At 38.8% G+C, this 18,445-nt stretch carries 17 protein-coding genes, 2 rRNA genes and 1 riboswitch (1 of these 20 cut by a window edge); of the genes, 15 read left to right on the forward strand and 4 right to left on the reverse strand.

The features are described 5' to 3' along the window. From ACHZK0_RS01705 to purD, 14 genes are all read left to right on the forward strand, one after another. Positions 1 to 1,402 (forward strand): 23S ribosomal RNA (locus ACHZK0_RS01705) (it extends 1,520 nt beyond the left edge of the window). Between the two features lie 48 nt (positions 1,403 to 1,450). Continuing rightward, positions 1,451 to 1,566, forward strand: a 5S ribosomal RNA gene (gene rrf / locus ACHZK0_RS01710). 462 nt (positions 1,567 to 2,028) lie between these two features. Then, positions 2,029 to 2,130, forward strand: a riboswitch (purine riboswitch). 110 nt (positions 2,131 to 2,240) lie between these two features. After that, positions 2,241 to 2,726: a 5-(carboxyamino)imidazole ribonucleotide mutase gene (gene purE / locus ACHZK0_RS01715; RefSeq protein WP_000839367.1), complete on the forward strand. Its 486-nt coding sequence runs from the start codon at positions 2,241 to 2,243 to the stop codon at positions 2,724 to 2,726. Next, positions 2,723 to 3,874, forward strand: coding sequence for a 5-(carboxyamino)imidazole ribonucleotide synthase (purK, locus tag ACHZK0_RS01720; protein WP_061680296.1), 1,152 nt, complete (start codon positions 2,723 to 2,725; stop codon positions 3,872 to 3,874). The genes purE and purK overlap by 4 nt, the downstream gene beginning before the upstream one ends. Continuing rightward, positions 3,871 to 5,178 (forward strand): adenylosuccinate lyase, encoded by a 1,308-nt coding sequence (gene purB / locus ACHZK0_RS01725; RefSeq protein WP_395761087.1) that lies wholly within the window; start codon positions 3,871 to 3,873, stop codon positions 5,176 to 5,178. Before purK ends, purB begins: the two co-directional genes overlap by 4 nt. Before the next feature lie 88 nt (positions 5,179 to 5,266). Beyond that, positions 5,267 to 5,986, forward strand: a complete 720-nt coding sequence (gene purC / locus ACHZK0_RS01730; protein ID WP_063261859.1) for a phosphoribosylaminoimidazolesuccinocarboxamide synthase — start codon at positions 5,267 to 5,269, stop codon at positions 5,984 to 5,986. Then, positions 5,979 to 6,233, forward strand: a complete 255-nt coding sequence (purS, locus tag ACHZK0_RS01735; RefSeq protein ID WP_000278820.1) for a phosphoribosylformylglycinamidine synthase subunit PurS — start codon at positions 5,979 to 5,981, stop codon at positions 6,231 to 6,233. The genes purC and purS overlap by 8 nt, the downstream gene beginning before the upstream one ends. Then, the gene (purQ, locus tag ACHZK0_RS01740; RefSeq protein WP_048375606.1) at positions 6,230 to 6,913 is read left to right on the forward strand and encodes a phosphoribosylformylglycinamidine synthase subunit PurQ; all 684 of its coding nucleotides are present in this window, start codon (positions 6,230 to 6,232) and stop codon (positions 6,911 to 6,913) included. The genes purS and purQ overlap by 4 nt, the downstream gene beginning before the upstream one ends. Then, positions 6,897 to 9,116: a phosphoribosylformylglycinamidine synthase II gene (gene purL, locus ACHZK0_RS01745; protein WP_395761088.1), complete on the forward strand. Its 2,220-nt coding sequence runs from the start codon at positions 6,897 to 6,899 to the stop codon at positions 9,114 to 9,116. Before purQ ends, purL begins: the two co-directional genes overlap by 17 nt. Then, complete coding sequence (gene purF / locus ACHZK0_RS01750) at positions 9,101 to 10,516, forward strand: amidophosphoribosyltransferase (RefSeq protein WP_000879028.1); 1,416 nt, start codon at positions 9,101 to 9,103, stop codon at positions 10,514 to 10,516. The genes purL and purF overlap by 16 nt, the downstream gene beginning before the upstream one ends. A gap of 101 nt (positions 10,517 to 10,617) precedes the next feature. After that, positions 10,618 to 11,658, forward strand: a complete 1,041-nt coding sequence (gene purM, locus ACHZK0_RS01755) for a phosphoribosylformylglycinamidine cyclo-ligase (protein WP_262741256.1) — start codon at positions 10,618 to 10,620, stop codon at positions 11,656 to 11,658. Further along, entirely contained in the window at positions 11,655 to 12,242 is a 588-nt protein-coding gene (gene purN / locus ACHZK0_RS01760; RefSeq protein ID WP_000088565.1) for a phosphoribosylglycinamide formyltransferase, read from the forward strand. The genes purM and purN overlap by 4 nt, the downstream gene beginning before the upstream one ends. A gap of 24 nt (positions 12,243 to 12,266) precedes the next feature. Beyond that, a complete protein-coding gene (purH, locus tag ACHZK0_RS01765) occupies positions 12,267 to 13,802 on the forward strand; it encodes a bifunctional phosphoribosylaminoimidazolecarboxamide formyltransferase/IMP cyclohydrolase (RefSeq protein WP_270342133.1) in 1,536 nt (511 codons plus the stop codon). Positions 13,803 to 13,877: 75 nt separating this feature from the next. Further along, positions 13,878 to 15,149 (forward strand): phosphoribosylamine--glycine ligase, encoded by a 1,272-nt coding sequence (gene purD / locus ACHZK0_RS01770; RefSeq protein WP_395761089.1) that lies wholly within the window; start codon positions 13,878 to 13,880, stop codon positions 15,147 to 15,149. Between the two features lie 52 nt (positions 15,150 to 15,201). Here the strand turns inward: purD and ACHZK0_RS01775 are convergent, their stop codons facing one another. The 4 genes from ACHZK0_RS01775 to ACHZK0_RS01790 form a co-directional block, all read right to left on the reverse strand. Continuing rightward, positions 15,202 to 15,684 carry a DUF4362 domain-containing protein gene (locus ACHZK0_RS01775; RefSeq protein ID WP_262741259.1) on the reverse strand — a complete coding sequence of 161 codons (483 nt, stop codon included), beginning with the start codon at positions 15,682 to 15,684 and terminating at the stop codon, positions 15,202 to 15,204. Between the two features lie 107 nt (positions 15,685 to 15,791). Further along, a complete protein-coding gene (locus ACHZK0_RS01780) occupies positions 15,792 to 15,956 on the reverse strand; it encodes a toxin-antitoxin system HicB family antitoxin (protein ID WP_001085171.1) in 165 nt (54 codons plus the stop codon). A 16-nt stretch (positions 15,957 to 15,972) separates the two neighbouring features. After that, positions 15,973 to 16,818, reverse strand: coding sequence for an SPFH domain-containing protein (locus ACHZK0_RS01785; RefSeq protein WP_000660678.1), 846 nt, complete (start codon positions 16,816 to 16,818; stop codon positions 15,973 to 15,975). A gap of 219 nt (positions 16,819 to 17,037) precedes the next feature. Next, positions 17,038 to 17,415: a DUF2892 domain-containing protein gene (locus tag ACHZK0_RS01790; RefSeq protein WP_000812333.1), complete on the reverse strand. Its 378-nt coding sequence runs from the start codon at positions 17,413 to 17,415 to the stop codon at positions 17,038 to 17,040. Between the two features lie 337 nt (positions 17,416 to 17,752). Between ACHZK0_RS01790 and ACHZK0_RS01795 the strand changes: the two genes are divergently transcribed. After that, positions 17,753 to 18,442: a heptaprenylglyceryl phosphate synthase gene (locus tag ACHZK0_RS01795; RefSeq protein WP_270342131.1), complete on the forward strand. Its 690-nt coding sequence runs from the start codon at positions 17,753 to 17,755 to the stop codon at positions 18,440 to 18,442. The last annotated feature ends 3 nt before the right edge of the window (positions 18,443 to 18,445 follow it).

The following is an 18,445-nucleotide window of genomic DNA, read 5'->3' on the forward strand; positions in this document are numbered from 1 at the left end:
AGCAATTAGGCTGATAAGTAGGCAAATCCGCTTATCGTGAAGGCTGAGTTGTGATGGGGAAGCTCCTTATGGAGCGAAGTCTTTGATTCCCCGCTGCCAAGAAAAGCTTCTAGCGAGATAAAAGGTGCCTGTACCGCAAACCGACACAGGTAGGCGAGGAGAGAATCCTAAGGTGTGCGAGAGAACTCTGGTTAAGGAACTCGGCAAAATGACCCCGTAACTTCGGGAGAAGGGGTGCTTTCTTAACGGAAAGCCGCAGTGAATAGGCCCAAGCGACTGTTTAGCAAAAACACAGCTCTCTGCGAAGCCGTAAGGCGAAGTATAGGGGGTGACACCTGCCCGGTGCTGGAAGGTTAAGGAGAGGGGTTAGCGTAAGCGAAGCTCTGAACTGAAGCCCCAGTAAACGGCGGCCGTAACTATAACGGTCCTAAGGTAGCGAAATTCCTTGTCGGGTAAGTTCCGACCCGCACGAAAGGTGTAACGATTTGGGCACTGTCTCAACCAGAGACTCGGTGAAATTATAGTACCTGTGAAGATGCAGGTTACCCGCGACAGGACGGAAAGACCCCGTGGAGCTTTACTGTAGCCTGATATTGAATTTTGGTACAGTTTGTACAGGATAGGCGGGAGCCATTGAAACCGGAGCGCTAGCTTCGGTGGAGGCGCTGGTGGGATACCGCCCTGACTGTATTGAAATTCTAACCTACGGGTCTTATCGACCCGGGAGACAGTGTCAGGTGGGCAGTTTGACTGGGGCGGTCGCCTCCTAAAGTGTAACGGAGGCGCCCAAAGGTTCCCTCAGAATGGTTGGAAATCATTCGTAGAGTGCAAAGGCATAAGGGAGCTTGACTGCGAGACCTACAAGTCGAGCAGGGACGAAAGTCGGGCTTAGTGATCCGGTGGTTCCGCATGGAAGGGCCATCGCTCAACGGATAAAAGCTACCCCGGGGATAACAGGCTTATCTCCCCCAAGAGTCCACATCGACGGGGAGGTTTGGCACCTCGATGTCGGCTCATCGCATCCTGGGGCTGTAGTCGGTCCCAAGGGTTGGGCTGTTCGCCCATTAAAGCGGTACGCGAGCTGGGTTCAGAACGTCGTGAGACAGTTCGGTCCCTATCCGTCGTGGGCGTAGGAAATTTGAGAGGAGCTGTCCTTAGTACGAGAGGACCGGGATGGACGCACCGCTGGTGTACCAGTTGTTCTGCCAAGGGCATAGCTGGGTAGCTATGTGCGGAAGGGATAAGTGCTGAAAGCATCTAAGCATGAAGCCCCCCTCAAGATGAGATTTCCCATAGCGTAAGCTAGTAAGATCCCTGAAAGATGATCAGGTTGATAGGTTCGAGGTGGAAGCATGGTGACATGTGGAGCTGACGAATACTAATAGATCGAGGACTTAACCATATAATATGTAGCAATGTTATCTAGTTTTGAAGGAATATGCCTTCATAGTTTGGTGATGATGGCAGAGAGGTCACACCCGTTCCCATACCGAACACGGAAGTTAAGCTCTCTAGCGCCGATGGTAGTTGGGACCTTGTCCCTGTGAGAGTAGGACGTCGCCAAGCAAAAACCTAAGTCGATTCGACTTAGGTTTTTTTGTGTTTATTTTTATATAACCTTAAAGAAGAAAAAAGAATGAAAATAAGGCGATTCAAAGTAATAGCAATGATTTTTTGTTTTTCAGGTTTTCCGAGTGATCCTAAAATAATCCTTATGATAGGAAACGTTAAAAGTGTGATGTGATATAAAGGAGTATTCGATCATTACAGCAATGACCGCGATACAAAGGAATAAATGTGAAAGAGTGTAGTTGTTTTTTTGTTATGGTTCTCTTTATAAAATGAATATAAACGATTATATGTACGATAGATCTCTAGAAATATATGTTCTAATTTCTTATCCTTCTTGCATATAGTTACAATTATTCTTTTGAATATAACTAAAACACGAACGTTATTGGTAAGTAATAAAAAAACATTCGATTATTTATTGACATTGTTTATGAAATATTGTTAATATAGCCATAGAAAGAATAATATATAAGACCTCATATAATCGCGGGGATATGGCCTGCAAGTCTCTACCTAACGACCGTTATTCGTTAGACTATGAGGGAAAGTCACTCGGTATTTTTCTATTCACAAGGGATACGTATGCCTGAGTAGAGCACTTTCTCTCATAGTAAAAGAGAAACTGTTCTATTTCAGGCTTTTTTTATTTGAATCGGGGGGATTCTAATATGAAATCACTAGTTGGAGTCATAATGGGAAGCACGTCAGACTGGGAAACAATGAAATATGCTTGTGACATTTTAGATGAATTAAATATACCGTATGAGAAAAAAGTTGTATCAGCTCATCGGACTCCGGATTATATGTTTGAATATGCAGAAACGGCTCGTGAACGTGGATTGAAAGTTATTATTGCTGGAGCTGGTGGAGCAGCGCATTTACCAGGAATGGTTGCAGCGAAGACGAATCTTCCTGTAATCGGAGTTCCAGTTCAATCAAAAGCGTTAAACGGCTTAGATTCATTATTATCCATCGTCCAAATGCCAGGAGGGGTTCCGGTTGCAACTGTTGCAATTGGTAAGGCTGGTTCAACAAATGCTGGTTTACTTGCTGCACAAATACTCGGATCATTCCATGATGATATACATGATGCATTAGAATTGAGAAGAGAAGCAATTGAAAAAGATGTGCGCGAAGGTAGTGAGCTAGTATGACGAGAATCATTTTACCTGGAAAAACAATCGGCATTATTGGAGGCGGCCAGCTAGGAAGAATGATGGCATTGGCAGCTAAGGAGATGGGATATAAAATTGCTGTTTTAGATCCTACAAAAAATTCACCATGTGCGCAAGTTGCTGATATTGAAATTGTTGCATCATATGATGATTTAAAAGCAATTCAGCATTTAGCAGAGATCAGTGATGTCGTCACATATGAATTTGAGAATATTGATTATAGATGTTTACAATGGCTAGAAAAACATGCTTACTTACCGCAAGGCAGTCAGTTGTTAAGTAAAACGCAAAATCGTTTTACAGAAAAGAATGCAATTGAAAAAGCGGGATTACCAGTAGCAACGTATAGATTGGTTCAAACGCAAGAGCAGCTTACTGAAGCAATCGCCGAGTTATCATATCCTTCCGTCTTAAAAACAACGACAGGTGGATATGATGGGAAAGGGCAAGTTGTTTTAAGAAGTGAAGCTGACGTTGATAAGGCGCGAGAGCTTGCAAATGCAGCAGAGTGTATTTTAGAGAAATGGGTGCCTTTTGAAAAAGAAGTATCAGTTATTGTCATTCGTAGTGTAAGTGGTGAAACGAAAGTATTTCCGGTAGCGGAAAATATTCATGTAAATAACATTTTGCATGAATCTATCGTTCCAGCACGCATTACAGAAGAACTTTCTCAAAAAGCAATTGCTTATGCAAAAGTGCTCGCGGATGAACTAGAACTTGTGGGAACACTAGCGGTAGAGATGTTTGCTACAGCTGATGGTGAAATTTACATTAATGAATTAGCGCCAAGACCTCACAATTCAGGACACTATACACAGGATGCATGTGAAACGAGTCAATTTGGTCAACATATTCGAGCAATCTGTAATTTACCTCTTGGAGAAACAAATTTGTTAAAACCAGTTGTCATGGTAAACATTTTAGGCGAACATATAGAAGGGGTCCTAAGACAAGTGAATAGATTAACCGGGTGCTATTTACACTTGTATGGAAAAGAAGAAGCAAAAGCGCAGCGAAAAATGGGGCATGTTAATATTTTAAATGATAATATTGAAGTCGCTCTAGAAAAAGCGAAGAGTTTGCATATTTGGGACCATCAAGAACAACTGTTGGAGGGAAAAAAATGATTAGTCGTTATACACGCCCAGAAATGGGTGCAATTTGGACGGAAGAGAACAAATTTAAAGCGTGGTTAGAAGTTGAGATTTTAGCTTGTGAAGCATGGGCTGAGCTTGGCGATATTCCAAAAGAAGATGTTAAAAAAATTCGTGAGCATGCATCATTTGATATTGATCGTATTTATGAAATTGAAAAAGAGACACGTCATGACGTAGTTGCATTCACTCGTGCTGTATCAGAAACACCAACATTAGGCGAGGAACGTAAATGGGTTCATTACGGTTTAACATCTACAGACGTAGTAGATACAGCGTTATCTTATATCTTAAAACAAGCGAATGAAATCATATTAAAAGACTTAGAAAACTTTGTAAGCATTTTAGCTAACAAAGCGAAAGAGCATAAGTACACGATCATGATGGGAAGAACACACGGTGTTCATGCAGAACCAACAACATTTGGTTTAAAACTTGGTCTTTGGTATGAAGAAATGAAACGTAATGTAGAGCGTTTCAAGCAAGCTGCTGATACAGTTCGCGTTGGTAAATTATCTGGTGCGGTTGGTACATACGCAAATATCGATCCATTCGTAGAAAAGTATGTTTGTGAAAACTTAGGCTTAGAAGCAGCGCCAATTTCAACACAAACATTGCAACGTGATCGCCATGCTCATTACATGTCAACACTTGCACTAATTGCAACATCTATCGAAAAGATGGCAGTTGAGATCCGTGGTTTACAAAAGAGTGAAACACGTGAAGTTGAAGAAGCTTTTGCAAAAGGTCAAAAAGGTTCTTCTGCAATGCCACATAAGCGTAATCCAATCGGATCTGAAAACATGACTGGTTTAGCTCGTGTTATCCGTGGTTATATGATGACAGCTTATGAAAATGTTCCATTATGGCATGAGCGTGATATTTCTCACTCTTCAGCAGAACGCGTAATTTTACCAGATGCTACAATCGCGTTAAATTACATGTTAAATCGTTTTGGTAATATCATTAAAAACTTAACTGTATACCCAGAGAATATGAAACGCAATATGACAAGAACATACGGCTTAATTTATTCTCAGCGCGTAATGCTTACATTAATCGATAAAGGTATGGTACGTGAAGAAGCTTATGATATCGTACAGCCTAAAGCGATGGAAGCTTGGGAAACACAAGTACAATTTAAAGAGCTTGTAGAAGCTGATGAGCGTATTACGAGCAAGTTAACACAAGAAGAAATTAATGAATGCTTCAACTATGAGCATCATATGCAACACGTTGATACAATCTTTGAACGCCTAGGATTAAACGAAGCGTAAAATTTCATATGGCACAGAATAGAGTCATTCTGTGCCATTCTTTATAAAAACATTATTCACATTTTTCAAACTACAGGGGGCTTGCGAAATGCAAAAGCTAGAATTGCTGTATGAAGGTAAGGCAAAAAGAATTTATCGTACAGAATCAGCAGATATGGTTTGGGTAGAGTATAAAGATAGTGCGACTGCTTTCAATGGGGAGAAAAAAGAGACGATTACAGGAAAAGGTCGTTTGAACAATGAGATTACAACTTTATTGTTCAGAAAGTTACAAGAAGTAGGAATTAAAACACATTTTGTTGAGAAGTTATCTGAGATAGAGCAACTTGTTAAAAAAGTGAGTATTATTCCTTTAGAAGTTGTCACAAGAAATGTAATTGCAGGAAGTCTTTCAAAACGATTAGGAATGGAAGAGGGAACTGTACTTGCAGAACCAATCGTAGAATTTTACTTCAAAGATGATGATTTAGGAGATCCGCTTGTAACGGAAGATCATATTCGTGTATTAAACGTTGCATCGCCAGAGCAAGTAAGCGTATTACGAGAAATGGCTCTACAAATCAATCAAGTGTTGATTGATCATTTCGCAAGCTGTCGTGTAAGATTAGTAGATTTCAAATTAGAGTTTGGTGTAACGGAAGAGGGAGAAATTATTTTAGCAGATGAAATTTCACCAGATACTTGCCGTTTATGGGATGAAACGAGCAATGAAAAGTTTGATAAAGACGTATTCCGTCGCGATCTTGGAAATTTAACAGATGCTTATGAAGAGATTTTAAAACGTTTAGGGGGAATTTCACATGTATAAAGTTAAGGTATATGTAACATTAAGAGAAAGCGTATTAGATCCACAAGGAACAGCGGTAAAAGGAGCACTTCATAGTCTTTCATTTACAGAAGTACAAGACGTTCGAATCGGAAAATACATGGAATTAACAATTGATAAATCGGTATCTGACCTTGACGCAAAGGTAAAAGAAATGTGTGAAAAACTATTAGCAAACGTTGTAATGGAAGACTTCCGTTATGAAGTTGAGGAGGTTGTCGCACAGTGAAATTTGCAGTAATAGTATTTCCAGGTTCGAACTGTGATGTTGATATGTTCCATGCAATTAAAGATGAGCTCGGCGAAGAAGTAGATTACGTTTGGCACGATACAGAGAATTTAGATGAATATGATGCAATTTTACTGCCAGGTGGATTCTCTTACGGTGACTACTTACGCTGCGGTGCTATTTCTCGCTTTGCGAATGCAATGAAAGCAGTGCAAAAAGCTGCTGAGCAAGGAAAGCCGATTTTAGGTGTATGTAATGGATTCCAGATTCTTGTTGAATCAGGATTACTACCAGGAGCGTTAATGAGAAACGAAAACTTAAAATTCATGTGTCGCACTGTTCAGTTGCGAGTTGAAAATAATGAAACGATGTTTACATCACAATATGAAAAAGATGAAGTAATCAATATTCCAATCGCGCATGGTGAGGGGAATTACTATTGTGATGAAGAAACGCTAAAAAGATTAGAAGAGAATAATCAAATCGCATTCCGTTACGTAGAAAATCCGAATGGAAGCGTTTCAGATATTGCTGGTATTGTAAACGAAAAAGGAAATGTACTTGGTATGATGCCACACCCAGAGCGTGCTGTAGACGAATTACTTGGCGGTGCTGAAGGGTTAAAAGTCTTTCAATCTATCTTAAAACAGTGGAGGGAAACATATGTCGTTAATGCTTGAACCAAATCCAACACAAATTAAAGAAGAGCGCATATATGCGGAAATGGGGCTAACAGACGAAGAGTTTGCCATGGTTGAAAAGATTTTAGGCCGTCTGCCGAATTATACAGAAACAGGATTATTCTCTGTTATGTGGTCTGAACATTGCAGTTATAAAAATTCAAAACCAGTACTTCGAAAATTCCCAACAACAGGTGAGCGCGTTCTGCAAGGACCTGGGGAAGGTGCTGGAATTGTAGATATCGGTGATAATCAAGCGGTTGTATTTAAAATGGAAAGTCACAACCACCCATCTGCTATTGAACCATATCAAGGAGCAGCAACAGGCGTTGGTGGTATTATCCGCGACGTATTCTCTATGGGAGCACGCCCAGTAGCTCTATTAAACTCACTTCGCTTCGGTGAATTACAGTCACCACGTGTGAAATATTTATTCGAAGAAGTAGTAGCAGGGATTGCAGGATACGGTAACTGTATCGGCATTCCGACTGTTGGCGGCGAAGTACAGTTTGATCCATGTTATGAAGGGAATCCACTTGTAAATGCAATGTGCGTAGGCTTAATTAACCACGAAGATATTAAAAAAGGGCAAGCGCACGGTGCTGGAAATACAGTAATGTACGTAGGAGCAGCAACTGGTCGTGACGGTATTCACGGTGCAACATTCGCATCTGAAGAGTTATCTGAAAGCTCAGAAGCGAAGCGCCCAGCAGTTCAAGTAGGAGATCCATTTATGGAGAAACTTCTGATTGAAGCTTGCTTAGAACTTATTCAGTCGGATGCACTTGTTGGAATTCAAGATATGGGTGCAGCTGGTTTAACATCATCTTCTGCAGAAATGGCAAGTAAAGCGGGAATGGGTATTGAAATGTACTTAGATGATGTACCGCAGCGTGAAACGGGAATGACACCATATGAAATGATGCTATCTGAATCACAAGAACGTATGCTAATTGTTGTGAAAAAGGGTAGAGAGCAAGAGATAGTAGATTTATTTGAGAAGTATGGTCTTGCAGCCGTTACGATGGGGAAAGTAACGGAAGACAAAATGCTTCGCTTATTCCATAAAGGTGAAAAGGTAGCTGAAGTACCAGCAGATGCTCTTGCAGAAGAAGCACCGATTTATCATAAACCATCAAAAGAAGCAGCATACTTTGCTGAATTCCAGGCAATGAAAATGGAAACACCAAAAGTAGAAAATTATAAAGAAACGTTATTCGCTCTATTACAACAACCGACGATTGCAAGTAAAGAGTGGGTTTATGATCAATATGATTATCAAGTTCGCACAAGCACAGTTGTTACACCAGGTTCAGATGCAGCAGTTGTACGTGTACGCGGTACGGAAAAAGGATTAGCAATGACGACAGATTGTAACTCTCGCTACATTTATTTAGATCCAGAAGTGGGCGGTAAAATTGCAGTAGCAGAGGCAGCACGTAATATCGTATGTTCTGGGGGAGAGCCACTTGCAATTACAGATTGCTTAAACTTCGGTAATCCAGAAAAACCAGAGATTTTCTGGCAAATTGAGAAATCAGTAGATGGTATGAGTGAAGCTTGTCGTACATTACAAACGCCAGTTATCGGCGGAAACGTATCAATGTATAACGAACGTAGTGGTGAAGCTGTATATCCAACACCGACAGTTGGGATGGTTGGACTTGTACACGATTTAAAACATGTAACAACACAAGAATTTAAGCAAGCTGGCGATTTAGTTTATGTAATTGGAGAGACGAAAGCTGAGTTTGGTGGAAGTGAATTACAGAAAATGATTCACGGCAAAATTTTCGGTCAATCACCAAGCATCGATCTAGATGTAGAATTAAAGCGTCAAAAACAAGTATTAGCAGCGATTCAAGCTGGCCTTGTTCAATCTGCTCATGATGTTGCAGAAGGTGGTTTAGCAGTTGCGATTTCAGAAAGTGCGATTGGTGCTAAGGGCTTAGGTGCTACTGTGAAATTAGATGGAGAAGCAACAGCCGTATTATTCGCTGAATCACAATCTCGCTTCGTTATAACTGTAAAACGTGAAAATAAGGAAGCGTTCGAGAAAGCGGTAGAAGCAATTCAAGTTGGAGAAGTGACAAATACAAATGAAGTAACAATTCATAATGAAGAAAATGAAGTATTACTTACAGCAAATGTAGATGAAATGAGAAAGGCTTGGAAAGGGGCAATCCCATGCTTGCTGAAATAAAGGGGTTAAATGAAGAATGTGGCGTTTTTGGAATTTGGGGGCATGAAAATGCAGCACAAGTTTCGTATTACGGATTGCATAGTTTGCAGCACCGTGGACAAGAAGGCGCAGGCATCGTCGTAAATAATGGTGAGAAAATTGTCGGTCACAAGGGGTTAGGTTTAATATCGGAAGTATTTTCAAGAGGTGAGCTAGAAGGCTTAAACGGAAAATCAGCAATTGGACACGTACGATATGCGACAGCTGGCGGAAGTGAAGTTGCTAACGTTCAACCATTATTATTCCGTTTTTCTGATCATAGTATGGCATTAGCTCATAACGGAAACTTAATTAATGCAAAAATGCTTCGCCGCGAATTAGAAGCAGAGGGAAGTATTTTTCAAACAAGTTCAGATACAGAAGTACTTTTACATCTTATTAAACGTAGTACGAAAGATTCATTAATTGAGAGTGTAAAAGAGGCTCTAAATAAAGTGAAAGGTGCGTTTGCATATCTTTTACTAACTGGAAATGAAATGATCGTTGCGCTAGATCCGAATGGATTCCGTCCGCTTTCAATTGGAAAGATGGGGGATGCTTACGTTGTAGCATCGGAAACATGTGCTTTCGATGTAGTAGGTGCAACATACATTCGTGATGTAGAACCAGGTGAACTACTTATCATCAATGATGAAGGAATTCACGTAGATCGTTTTACAAATGAAGTAGATCATGCAATTTGTAGTATGGAGTACATTTACTTTGCACGTCCAGATTCTAATATTGCAGGTATTAACGTCCATGCAGCACGTAAAAACATGGGAAAACGTTTGGCGGCAGAAGCTCCTATTGAAGCTGATGTTGTTACTGGCGTGCCAGACTCTAGTATTTCGGCAGCAATTGGTTATGCGGAGGCAACAGGTATTCCATATGAGTTAGGATTAATTAAAAATCGTTACGTTGGACGTACGTTTATTCAACCTTCTCAAGAACTGCGAGAGCAAGGGGTTAAGATGAAGCTTTCAGCAGTAAGAGGTGTAGTTGAAGGAAAACGAGTTGTTATGATTGACGATTCTATCGTAAGAGGAACAACGAGTAAACGAATTGTTCGTATGCTTCGTGAGGCTGGAGCGACAGAAGTTCACGTAAGAATTGCGTCACCACCTCTGAAATATCCATGCTTCTATGGCATTGATATTCAAACGAGAAAAGAATTAATTGCAGCAAATCATACAGTAGAAGAAATTCGTGAAATAATCGGTGCAGACTCATTAACATTTTTAAGTGAAGATGGATTAGTAGATGCAATTGGACGTCCATATGAAGGGAAATATGGCGGTCTATGTATGGCGTACTTCAATGGAGATTACCCAACAGCTCTTTATGATTATGAGCAAGAGCTTTTAGAAAGTATGAAATAAGAAGAAAAAGGCTTCTACTTCTTTTGATGTAGAAGCTAGCTTCTTTCTTACAACGGCCGGCCCTAGATAGGGAGAAATTAAAAGACGAGGTGTAGATAACGATGGCGAATGCATATAAGCAAGCAGGAGTAGATATTGAAGCTGGATATGAAGCGGTATCTCGCATGAAAAAACACGTACAAACAACAATGAGAAAAGAAGTACTAGGCGGTTTAGGCGGTTTTGGAGGTATGTTTGATCTATCAAAATTTGCATTAGAAGAACCTGTATTAGTATCTGGAACAGATGGCGTGGGAACGAAATTGATGCTCGCTTTTATGGCAGATAAACATGACACAATTGGTATTGATGCAGTAGCAATGTGTGTAAATGATATTGTTGTCCAAGGAGCAGAGCCGCTTTTCTTCCTTGATTATATTGCTTGTGGTAAAGCTGAACCTAGTAAAATTGAAAACATCGTCAAAGGTATATCAGAGGGCTGTCGCCAAGCTGGTTGTGCATTAATTGGTGGAGAAACAGCTGAAATGCCAGGGATGTATTCTACGGAAGAATACGATTTAGCTGGTTTTACAGTTGGTATTGTTGATAAAAAGAAAATTGTAACAGGTGAAAAAATTGAAGCGGGTCACGTATTAATTGGCTTGGCATCTAGCGGTATTCATAGTAACGGTTATTCTTTAGTACGAAAAGTATTACTAGAAGATAGAGCACTATCTTTAGATCGCATTTACGGGCGCTTAGAACTACCTCTTGGTGAAGAATTATTAAAACCAACGAAAATTTATGTCAAACCTATTTTAGAACTATTGAAGAAATATGAAGTATACGGTATGGCGCATATTACAGGTGGCGGATTCATTGAAAATATTCCACGTATGTTACCAGAAGGAATCGGTGCAGAAATTGAATTAGGATCTTGGAAAATTCAACCGATCTTCAGTTTACTTCAAGAAGTTGGAAAACTAGAAGAGAAAGAAATGTTCAATATTTTTAACATGGGTATTGGTATGGTAGTAGCGGTGAAGGAAGAAGAGGCAAAAGATATCGTTCGTCTACTTGAAGAGCAAGGAGAAACAGCTAGTATTATTGGACGTACTGTACAAGGGGCTGGCGTTACCTTTAATGGGGGAGCGACACTATGAGTAGATTAGCAGTTTTTGCTTCTGGGAGCGGCTCTAACTTTCAATCTCTTATCAATGCGGTAGAAGAAAAAAGATTAGACGCCGATATTAGTTTATTAGTATGTGATAAACCAGAAGCACGCGCTGTTGGACGAGCACATTATCATCATATCCCATGTTTCGCTTTTTCAGCGAAAGCATATGGGTCAAAAGAAGCGTTTGAAAAAGAAATATTAAAGAAGCTAGAAGAGTATGAAATTGATTATGTTATTTTAGCTGGATATATGCGTTTAATTGGACCGACTTTACTAGAAGCTTACGGCGGAAGGATTATTAATATTCATCCATCACTACTGCCGAGTTTTCCAGGGAAAGATGCTGTTGGTCAAGCGTTAGAAGCAGGTGTAAAAGTAACTGGAGTAACGATTCATTATGTAGATGCAGGTATGGATACAGGGCCAATTATTGCGCAAGAAGCGGTAGTTGTTTCTGAAGGGGATACGAGAGAAAGCTTACAAAAGAAGATTCAACAAGTTGAACATAAATTATACGTAAATACAGTGAATCAAATTGTTCAATCTGTGAAAGAACCAACTGTTAACTAACATACAACCAGGGGTGAAGGATAGATGAAAAAGCGTGCATTAGTAAGTGTTTCAGATAAAACAGGAGTAGTAGAATTTGTTAAAGGATTACTAGAACAAGGGATCGAAGTTATATCAACAGGTGGTACGAAAAAATTACTAGAAGAAAACGGCTTACAAGTAATCGGTATTTCTGAAGTAACTGGGTTCCCGGAAATTATGGATGGTCGTGTAAAAACATTACATCCAAATATTCATGGTGGTCTATTAGCAGTTCGCGATAATGAAACGCATGTAGCGCAAATGAATGAGTTAGGTATGGAGCCAATTGATTATGTTGTTGTTAACTTATACCCATTCAAAGAAACAATCGCTAAGCCTGATGTAACATTTGCTGATGCAATTGAAAATATTGATATCGGTGGTCCAACAATGATTCGCTCTGCTGCGAAAAATCATAAATTTGTATCGGTAATTGTAGATCCAGTAGATTACGATGTTGTATTAAGAGAACTGAAAGAGAACGGTGAAGTAAAAGAAGAAACGAAACGTAAATTAGCAGCGAAAGTATTCCGCCATACAGCGGCATATGATGCGTTAATCTCTAACTATTTAACAGAGCAAATGGGTGAAGAAAGCCCAGAAACATTAACAGTGACATTTGAGAAAAAACAAGATTTACGTTATGGAGAAAATCCACATCAAAAAGCAACATTCTATAAAGCACCATTCGCTGTAACTTCTTCTGTTGCATACGCAGAACAATTACACGGTAAAGAATTATCTTATAACAATATTAACGATGCAGATGCAGCGCTTAGTATCGTGAAAGAATTTACAGAACCAGCAGTAGTAGCGGTAAAACATATGAATCCATGTGGTGTTGGAGTAGGAACTGATATTCATGAAGCATACACACGCGCTTATGAAGCAGATCCAGTATCCATTTTTGGTGGTATTATTGCAGCAAATCGTGAAATTGACAAAGCTACAGCTGAAAAGTTACATGAAATTTTCTTAGAAATTGTTATTGCTCCTTCATTCTCACAAGAAGCTTTAGACGTATTGCAAAGCAAGAAGAACTTACGCTTACTAACTGTAGATATTGAAAAATCGACAAGTGCAAGTAAAAAATTAACTTCTGTACAAGGTGGTCTTCTCGTTCAAGAGGAAGATACGTTATCATTAGATGAAAGTACAATTTCAATTCCGACAAAACGTGAACCGTCAGAGCAAGAGTGGAAAGATTTAAAACTAGCTTGGAAAGTTGTAAAACATGTGAAATCAAATGCAATTGTTTTAGCGAATGATAACATGACAGTTGGTGTAGGCGCGGGACAGATGAACCGCGTGGGTTCAGCGAAAATCGCAATTACACAAGCTGGCGAAAAGGCACAAGGTAGCGCACTTGCATCTGATGCTTTCTTCCCAATGCCAGATACAGTAGAAGAAGCAGCAAAAGCAGGAATTACAGCAATCATTCAACCAGGCGGATCAATCCGTGACGAAGATTCTATCAAAGTGGCAGATAAGTATGGGATTGCTATGGTGTTCACTGGCGTACGTCATTTCAAACACTAATAGAGTAATTGTAGAAAAAACAAACTAGGAGCATAGCTTCTAGTTTGTACTTATTTAAGTATTGGGGGATGAAATATGAATGTTTTAGTAATCGGACGCGGTGGGCGTGAGCATGCTTTAGCTTGGAAGTTTGCGCAATCTGAAAAGGTGGAAAAGGTATATGTAGCACCGGGTAATGAAGGTATGCGCGATGTTGCAACACCAGTTGATATTGATGAAAATGATTTTGATGCATTAGTTCTATTTGCTAAAGAGAATAAGGTTGAGTTAACTTTTGTTGGACCAGAAATTCCACTTATGAATGGAATTGTTGATCGTTTTAAAGAAGAGGGACTTCGTGTATTTGGTCCAAATAAGGCGGCTGCTGTTATTGAAGGTAGTAAGGCTTTTACGAAAGAATTGATGAAAAAGTATGATATTCCAACTGCGGCATATGAAACTTTTACAGATTATGAAGAAGCAGTACAGTACATTCAAAAAATTGGTGCACCGATTGTTATTAAGGCAGATGGATTAGCTGCTGGTAAAGGTGTAACAGTAGCAATGACACTTGAAGAGGCACTACAAGCTGCGAAGGAAATGTTACAAGATGTAAAGTTCGGCGAAGCAAGTAAGAAGGTTGTTATTGAAGAGTTTTTAGATGGACAAGAATTTTCATTAATGGCATTTGTGAATGGGACAACTGTGCATCCGATGGTAATTGCGCAAGATCATAAACGTGCTTTTGATGGTGATAAAGGTCCAAATACAGGCGGAATGGGCGCGTACTCTCCAGTACAACAAATTTCAGAATCAGCAGTTCAAGAGGCGATAAAAACGGTATTACATCCAACTGCTAAAGCGATGATTGCAGAAAACCGTTCATTTACAGGAATTTTATATGCGGGACTTATTTTAACAAATGATGGCCCAAAGGTGATTGAATTTAATGCCCGCTTTGGCGATCCTGAAACAGAAGTAGTATTACCTCGCTTAGAAAATGATTTAGTTGATGTATGTAACGCTGTATTAGATGAAAGTGAGTTAACGTTACAATGGTCAGAGGAAGCGGTAATTGGTGTTGTACTTGCTTCGAAAGGATATCCAGAAGCATATAAAAAAGGTGAAATTATTAACGGATTAGACGCATTGCGAGATGTAATTGTTTTCCATTCAGGCACAGCGATGAAGCATGGTGACTTTGTAACAAACGGTGGCCGTGTACTATTTGTTGCTTGTAAGGCAAATACTTTACAAGAAGCGAAAGATAAGGTGTATAAAGAAATCGGCAAAATTGAGAGCGATGGTCTATTTTACCGAAGTGATATAGGATATCGTGCAATTGGGCATGAGTTGACAAGAAGCTAGTAATAAGAAAAGCGGAGAATGATGTAGTTCATTCTCCGCTTTTCATGTTATTTTATTTAGGAACTTTTACAAGATCGATAATGTCAGGGCATTGTAATTGATAAGTTATTGCTGTTAATGAAACTTTCTTTGAAATTTTTTGGCAACTGCTATTGGAATATTGATTTTTTTGGTTTTCTGTATTTCGGTCGCTTATTTTTGAGTAATCAACATCATAATACAAAGATGTTGTTTCTTTTCCTTTTTTTACTGTTAAATCTATGATGAGAGGCTCATCTTTTTCATTAAATCGAGTGATTCGAACAGAGTGACTCTTATTTGAATTATATTTTTTAATGAAGGTATCTAATTTTTCGATATTGTAAACTGTGTCATTCTTTTGAATGACATCACCATATTTTTCGGCGGTTTCAAAACTATATTCTTTATTGGATGTATCAATCGTTGGTCGTTTATTTGAGCAAGCGACAAGATTGAATGAGAGTAGTGCAATGAAGAATAAACTCGTTTTTTTATAGTAATGTTTTATAGGCAAAGCGAACCACCTCTATTAATAATGTTATATTTGTATTTTGCAATATAATTACAAAGAAAACATCATCATTGTATTAAAAAATCCCGCTGATTTCTCAGCGGGATTTTTTATGCATCTTTATCTTTTTTTAATTTTCCTTTTTGCTTTGCCATTTCTCGAAGCAAATATTCGATGTGTGCATTGACGCTACGAAACTCATCATTCGCCCATTTTTCGATGACAGCGTGTAATTCAGGATCAATACGTAATGGAAAGCTTTTCTTTTTAGCCATAATGATTTACAACCTTTTAGTATAGGCTTCCTGTATTAATAACTGGTTGCGCACCTTTATCTGAGACGATGGCAACTAATAAATTGTTTACCATATTTGCTTTACGCTCGTCATCGAGTTCTAGTACGCCTTCCTCATCTAACATATGGATTGAATCTTTTGCCATCTTCACAGCACCTTCAACAATCTCTTTTCTAGCAGCTAATACTGCTTTTGCTTGTTGACGTTGGAGCATTGCATGGGCAATTTCTGTTGCGTAAGCTAAATGTGTTAAACGAGTTTCTAATACTTCTACGCCAGCGATTTCAAGGCGTGCTTCTAACTCACGTTTTAATTCTTCAGAGATTTCTTCCGTATTTCCGCGTAACGTGATGCAAGTTTCATCTTGGAAATTGTCATAAGGATATTTTGTTGCGACGTGGCGGATTGCTGTTTCACTTTGAATTTCTACAAATCGATCGTAATGTTCAACACCGAACATTGCTTTTGCAGAATCAACAACTTTATATACGATAACGGCTGCAATTTCAATCGGATTTCCTTCAACATCATTTACTTTTAATTTCTTACTATTAAAGTTTTCAACACGTAACGATACAGTTTGACGGAATGCGAACGGAATCGTTAAAAATAAACCATTTTGACGAATTGTTCCTAAGTAATTACCGAAAAATGTAATGACTTTCGCTTGGTTTGGTTGAACAATACCAATACCTGTAGCAAGAACTGCGGCTAAAATAATAGTTAATGCTGCTCCTATGAAAATTTCTTGTATAAGGAAAAATACACCGATAGCGGCTAAAATCAAAATTCCAATAATCCCAAGAAAACCATTAACATAAAACACTTGTTTTTCTTTCATATGATCGCCTCCTGATATAAAAATGATATCACTTTTATATCACTTTAAGCAAGGGTTTACACCTAATTTTCTGAATTTTATTGATTGGGTATCTCTTATGTATATTTTAAGGTTTAAAATAAGAATGTACGTTCTGTTTTGTGATAAAATAAAGAAGACTTAACCGCCCACTGCAGCAGCTAAGTCCCTTTGAGAGCATCTTGCATCGTGACAAATGATTCAAAGCGGTTTTGCCAGGATTATATCTTCAATCGCTGACTCAATCTCTTTGTCAGAAGCGTCAAAACTTCCATTTGACCGTGGTTTGTCGTGATTGGAAGTTTGATTCACTTCTTCTTTAGCATGTCCCTTTTCAGTAAAATTCATGCTAGGCATTTTAAATGCCCCCATATTCATGTATTTTCCGAATTTCCACATTTCAACAACAGGGCAGAAACGAACAATTCCCTCTGCAATTTTCATTGCACCAATCCATAGCAAGACGTTAGACCAAGTGCACCACGGCTTGCGTACAAGTTTAGCGCTACTACAGCCGAAGAGGATAAGTCCGAGTGTAATTCGAATTAGGGCATTTATTGTACCGATGTTTTGCTTCATTAGAAAAACACTCCTTTTTATTAAAGTTGAAATAGATAATACTATTTCTCTTATTAGTATCCCGTGTGATTTTTGGGATATGTAATCCAACATTTGACGTTGAAAAAGATGTTGGAATGTGCGTGTGTGTAAGTAGCTTTTTTTGTTATAATGAAAGAATGCATAAAAGGAAGTTCAAAATTAAATCCTCTAGTTTGAAAAAATATGGAAGAGGGAATTCCAAACTTAATTCTCCGTTTTAAACAAATATTTAAGATGAAGTTAAAAAATCCTAATGAAAATAAACTATTATTTTGAACAGAAATATATATAAATAGAGAAAAGAAGGGGTGTTTTCATGTACGATATTTCCGGGTGGAAACATGTATTTAAGCTTGATCCAAATAAGGAGTTAAGTGATGAACATTTAGAAATGATTTGTGAGTCTGGAACAGATGCTGTTATTGTGGGCGGAAGTGATGGAGTGACAATTGATAATGTACTGCACATGCTAGTTAGCATTCGTAGATATGCAGTTCCTTGTGTGTTAGAGGTTTCTGATGTAGAAGCAATTACACCAGGATTTGATTTTTATTACATCCCAAGCGTTTTAAATAGCCGAAAAGTGGAATGGGTAACAGGCGTTCATCATGAGGCTTTGAAAGAATTTGGGGATATTATGGATTGGGACGAAATTTTCATGGAAGGGTATTGTGTTTTAAATCCTGAAGCGAAAGTAGCCCAGCTTACAGATGCGAAATGTGATGTAACAGAAGATGATGTGATTGCATACGCGCGTTTAGCAGACAAGCTATTACGTTTACCGATATTTTATTTAGAATATAGCGGTACGTATGGAGATGTTGAACTTGTTAAAAATGTAAAAGCAGAATTAAAACAAGCTAAGTTGTATTACGGAGGCGGTATTTCTAATGCAGAACAAGCGAAAGAAATGGCGCGGTATGCTGATACAGTAGTTGTTGGAAATATTATTTATGATGATATAAAATCCGCGTTAAAAACAGTTAAAGCAGTAAAAGGAGAGTAGGTG

This window comes from Bacillus sp. 3G2 (genome assembly GCF_044324725.1).
GTDB classification, from domain to species: domain Bacteria; phylum Bacillota; class Bacilli; order Bacillales; family Bacillaceae_G; genus Bacillus_A; species Bacillus_A mobilis.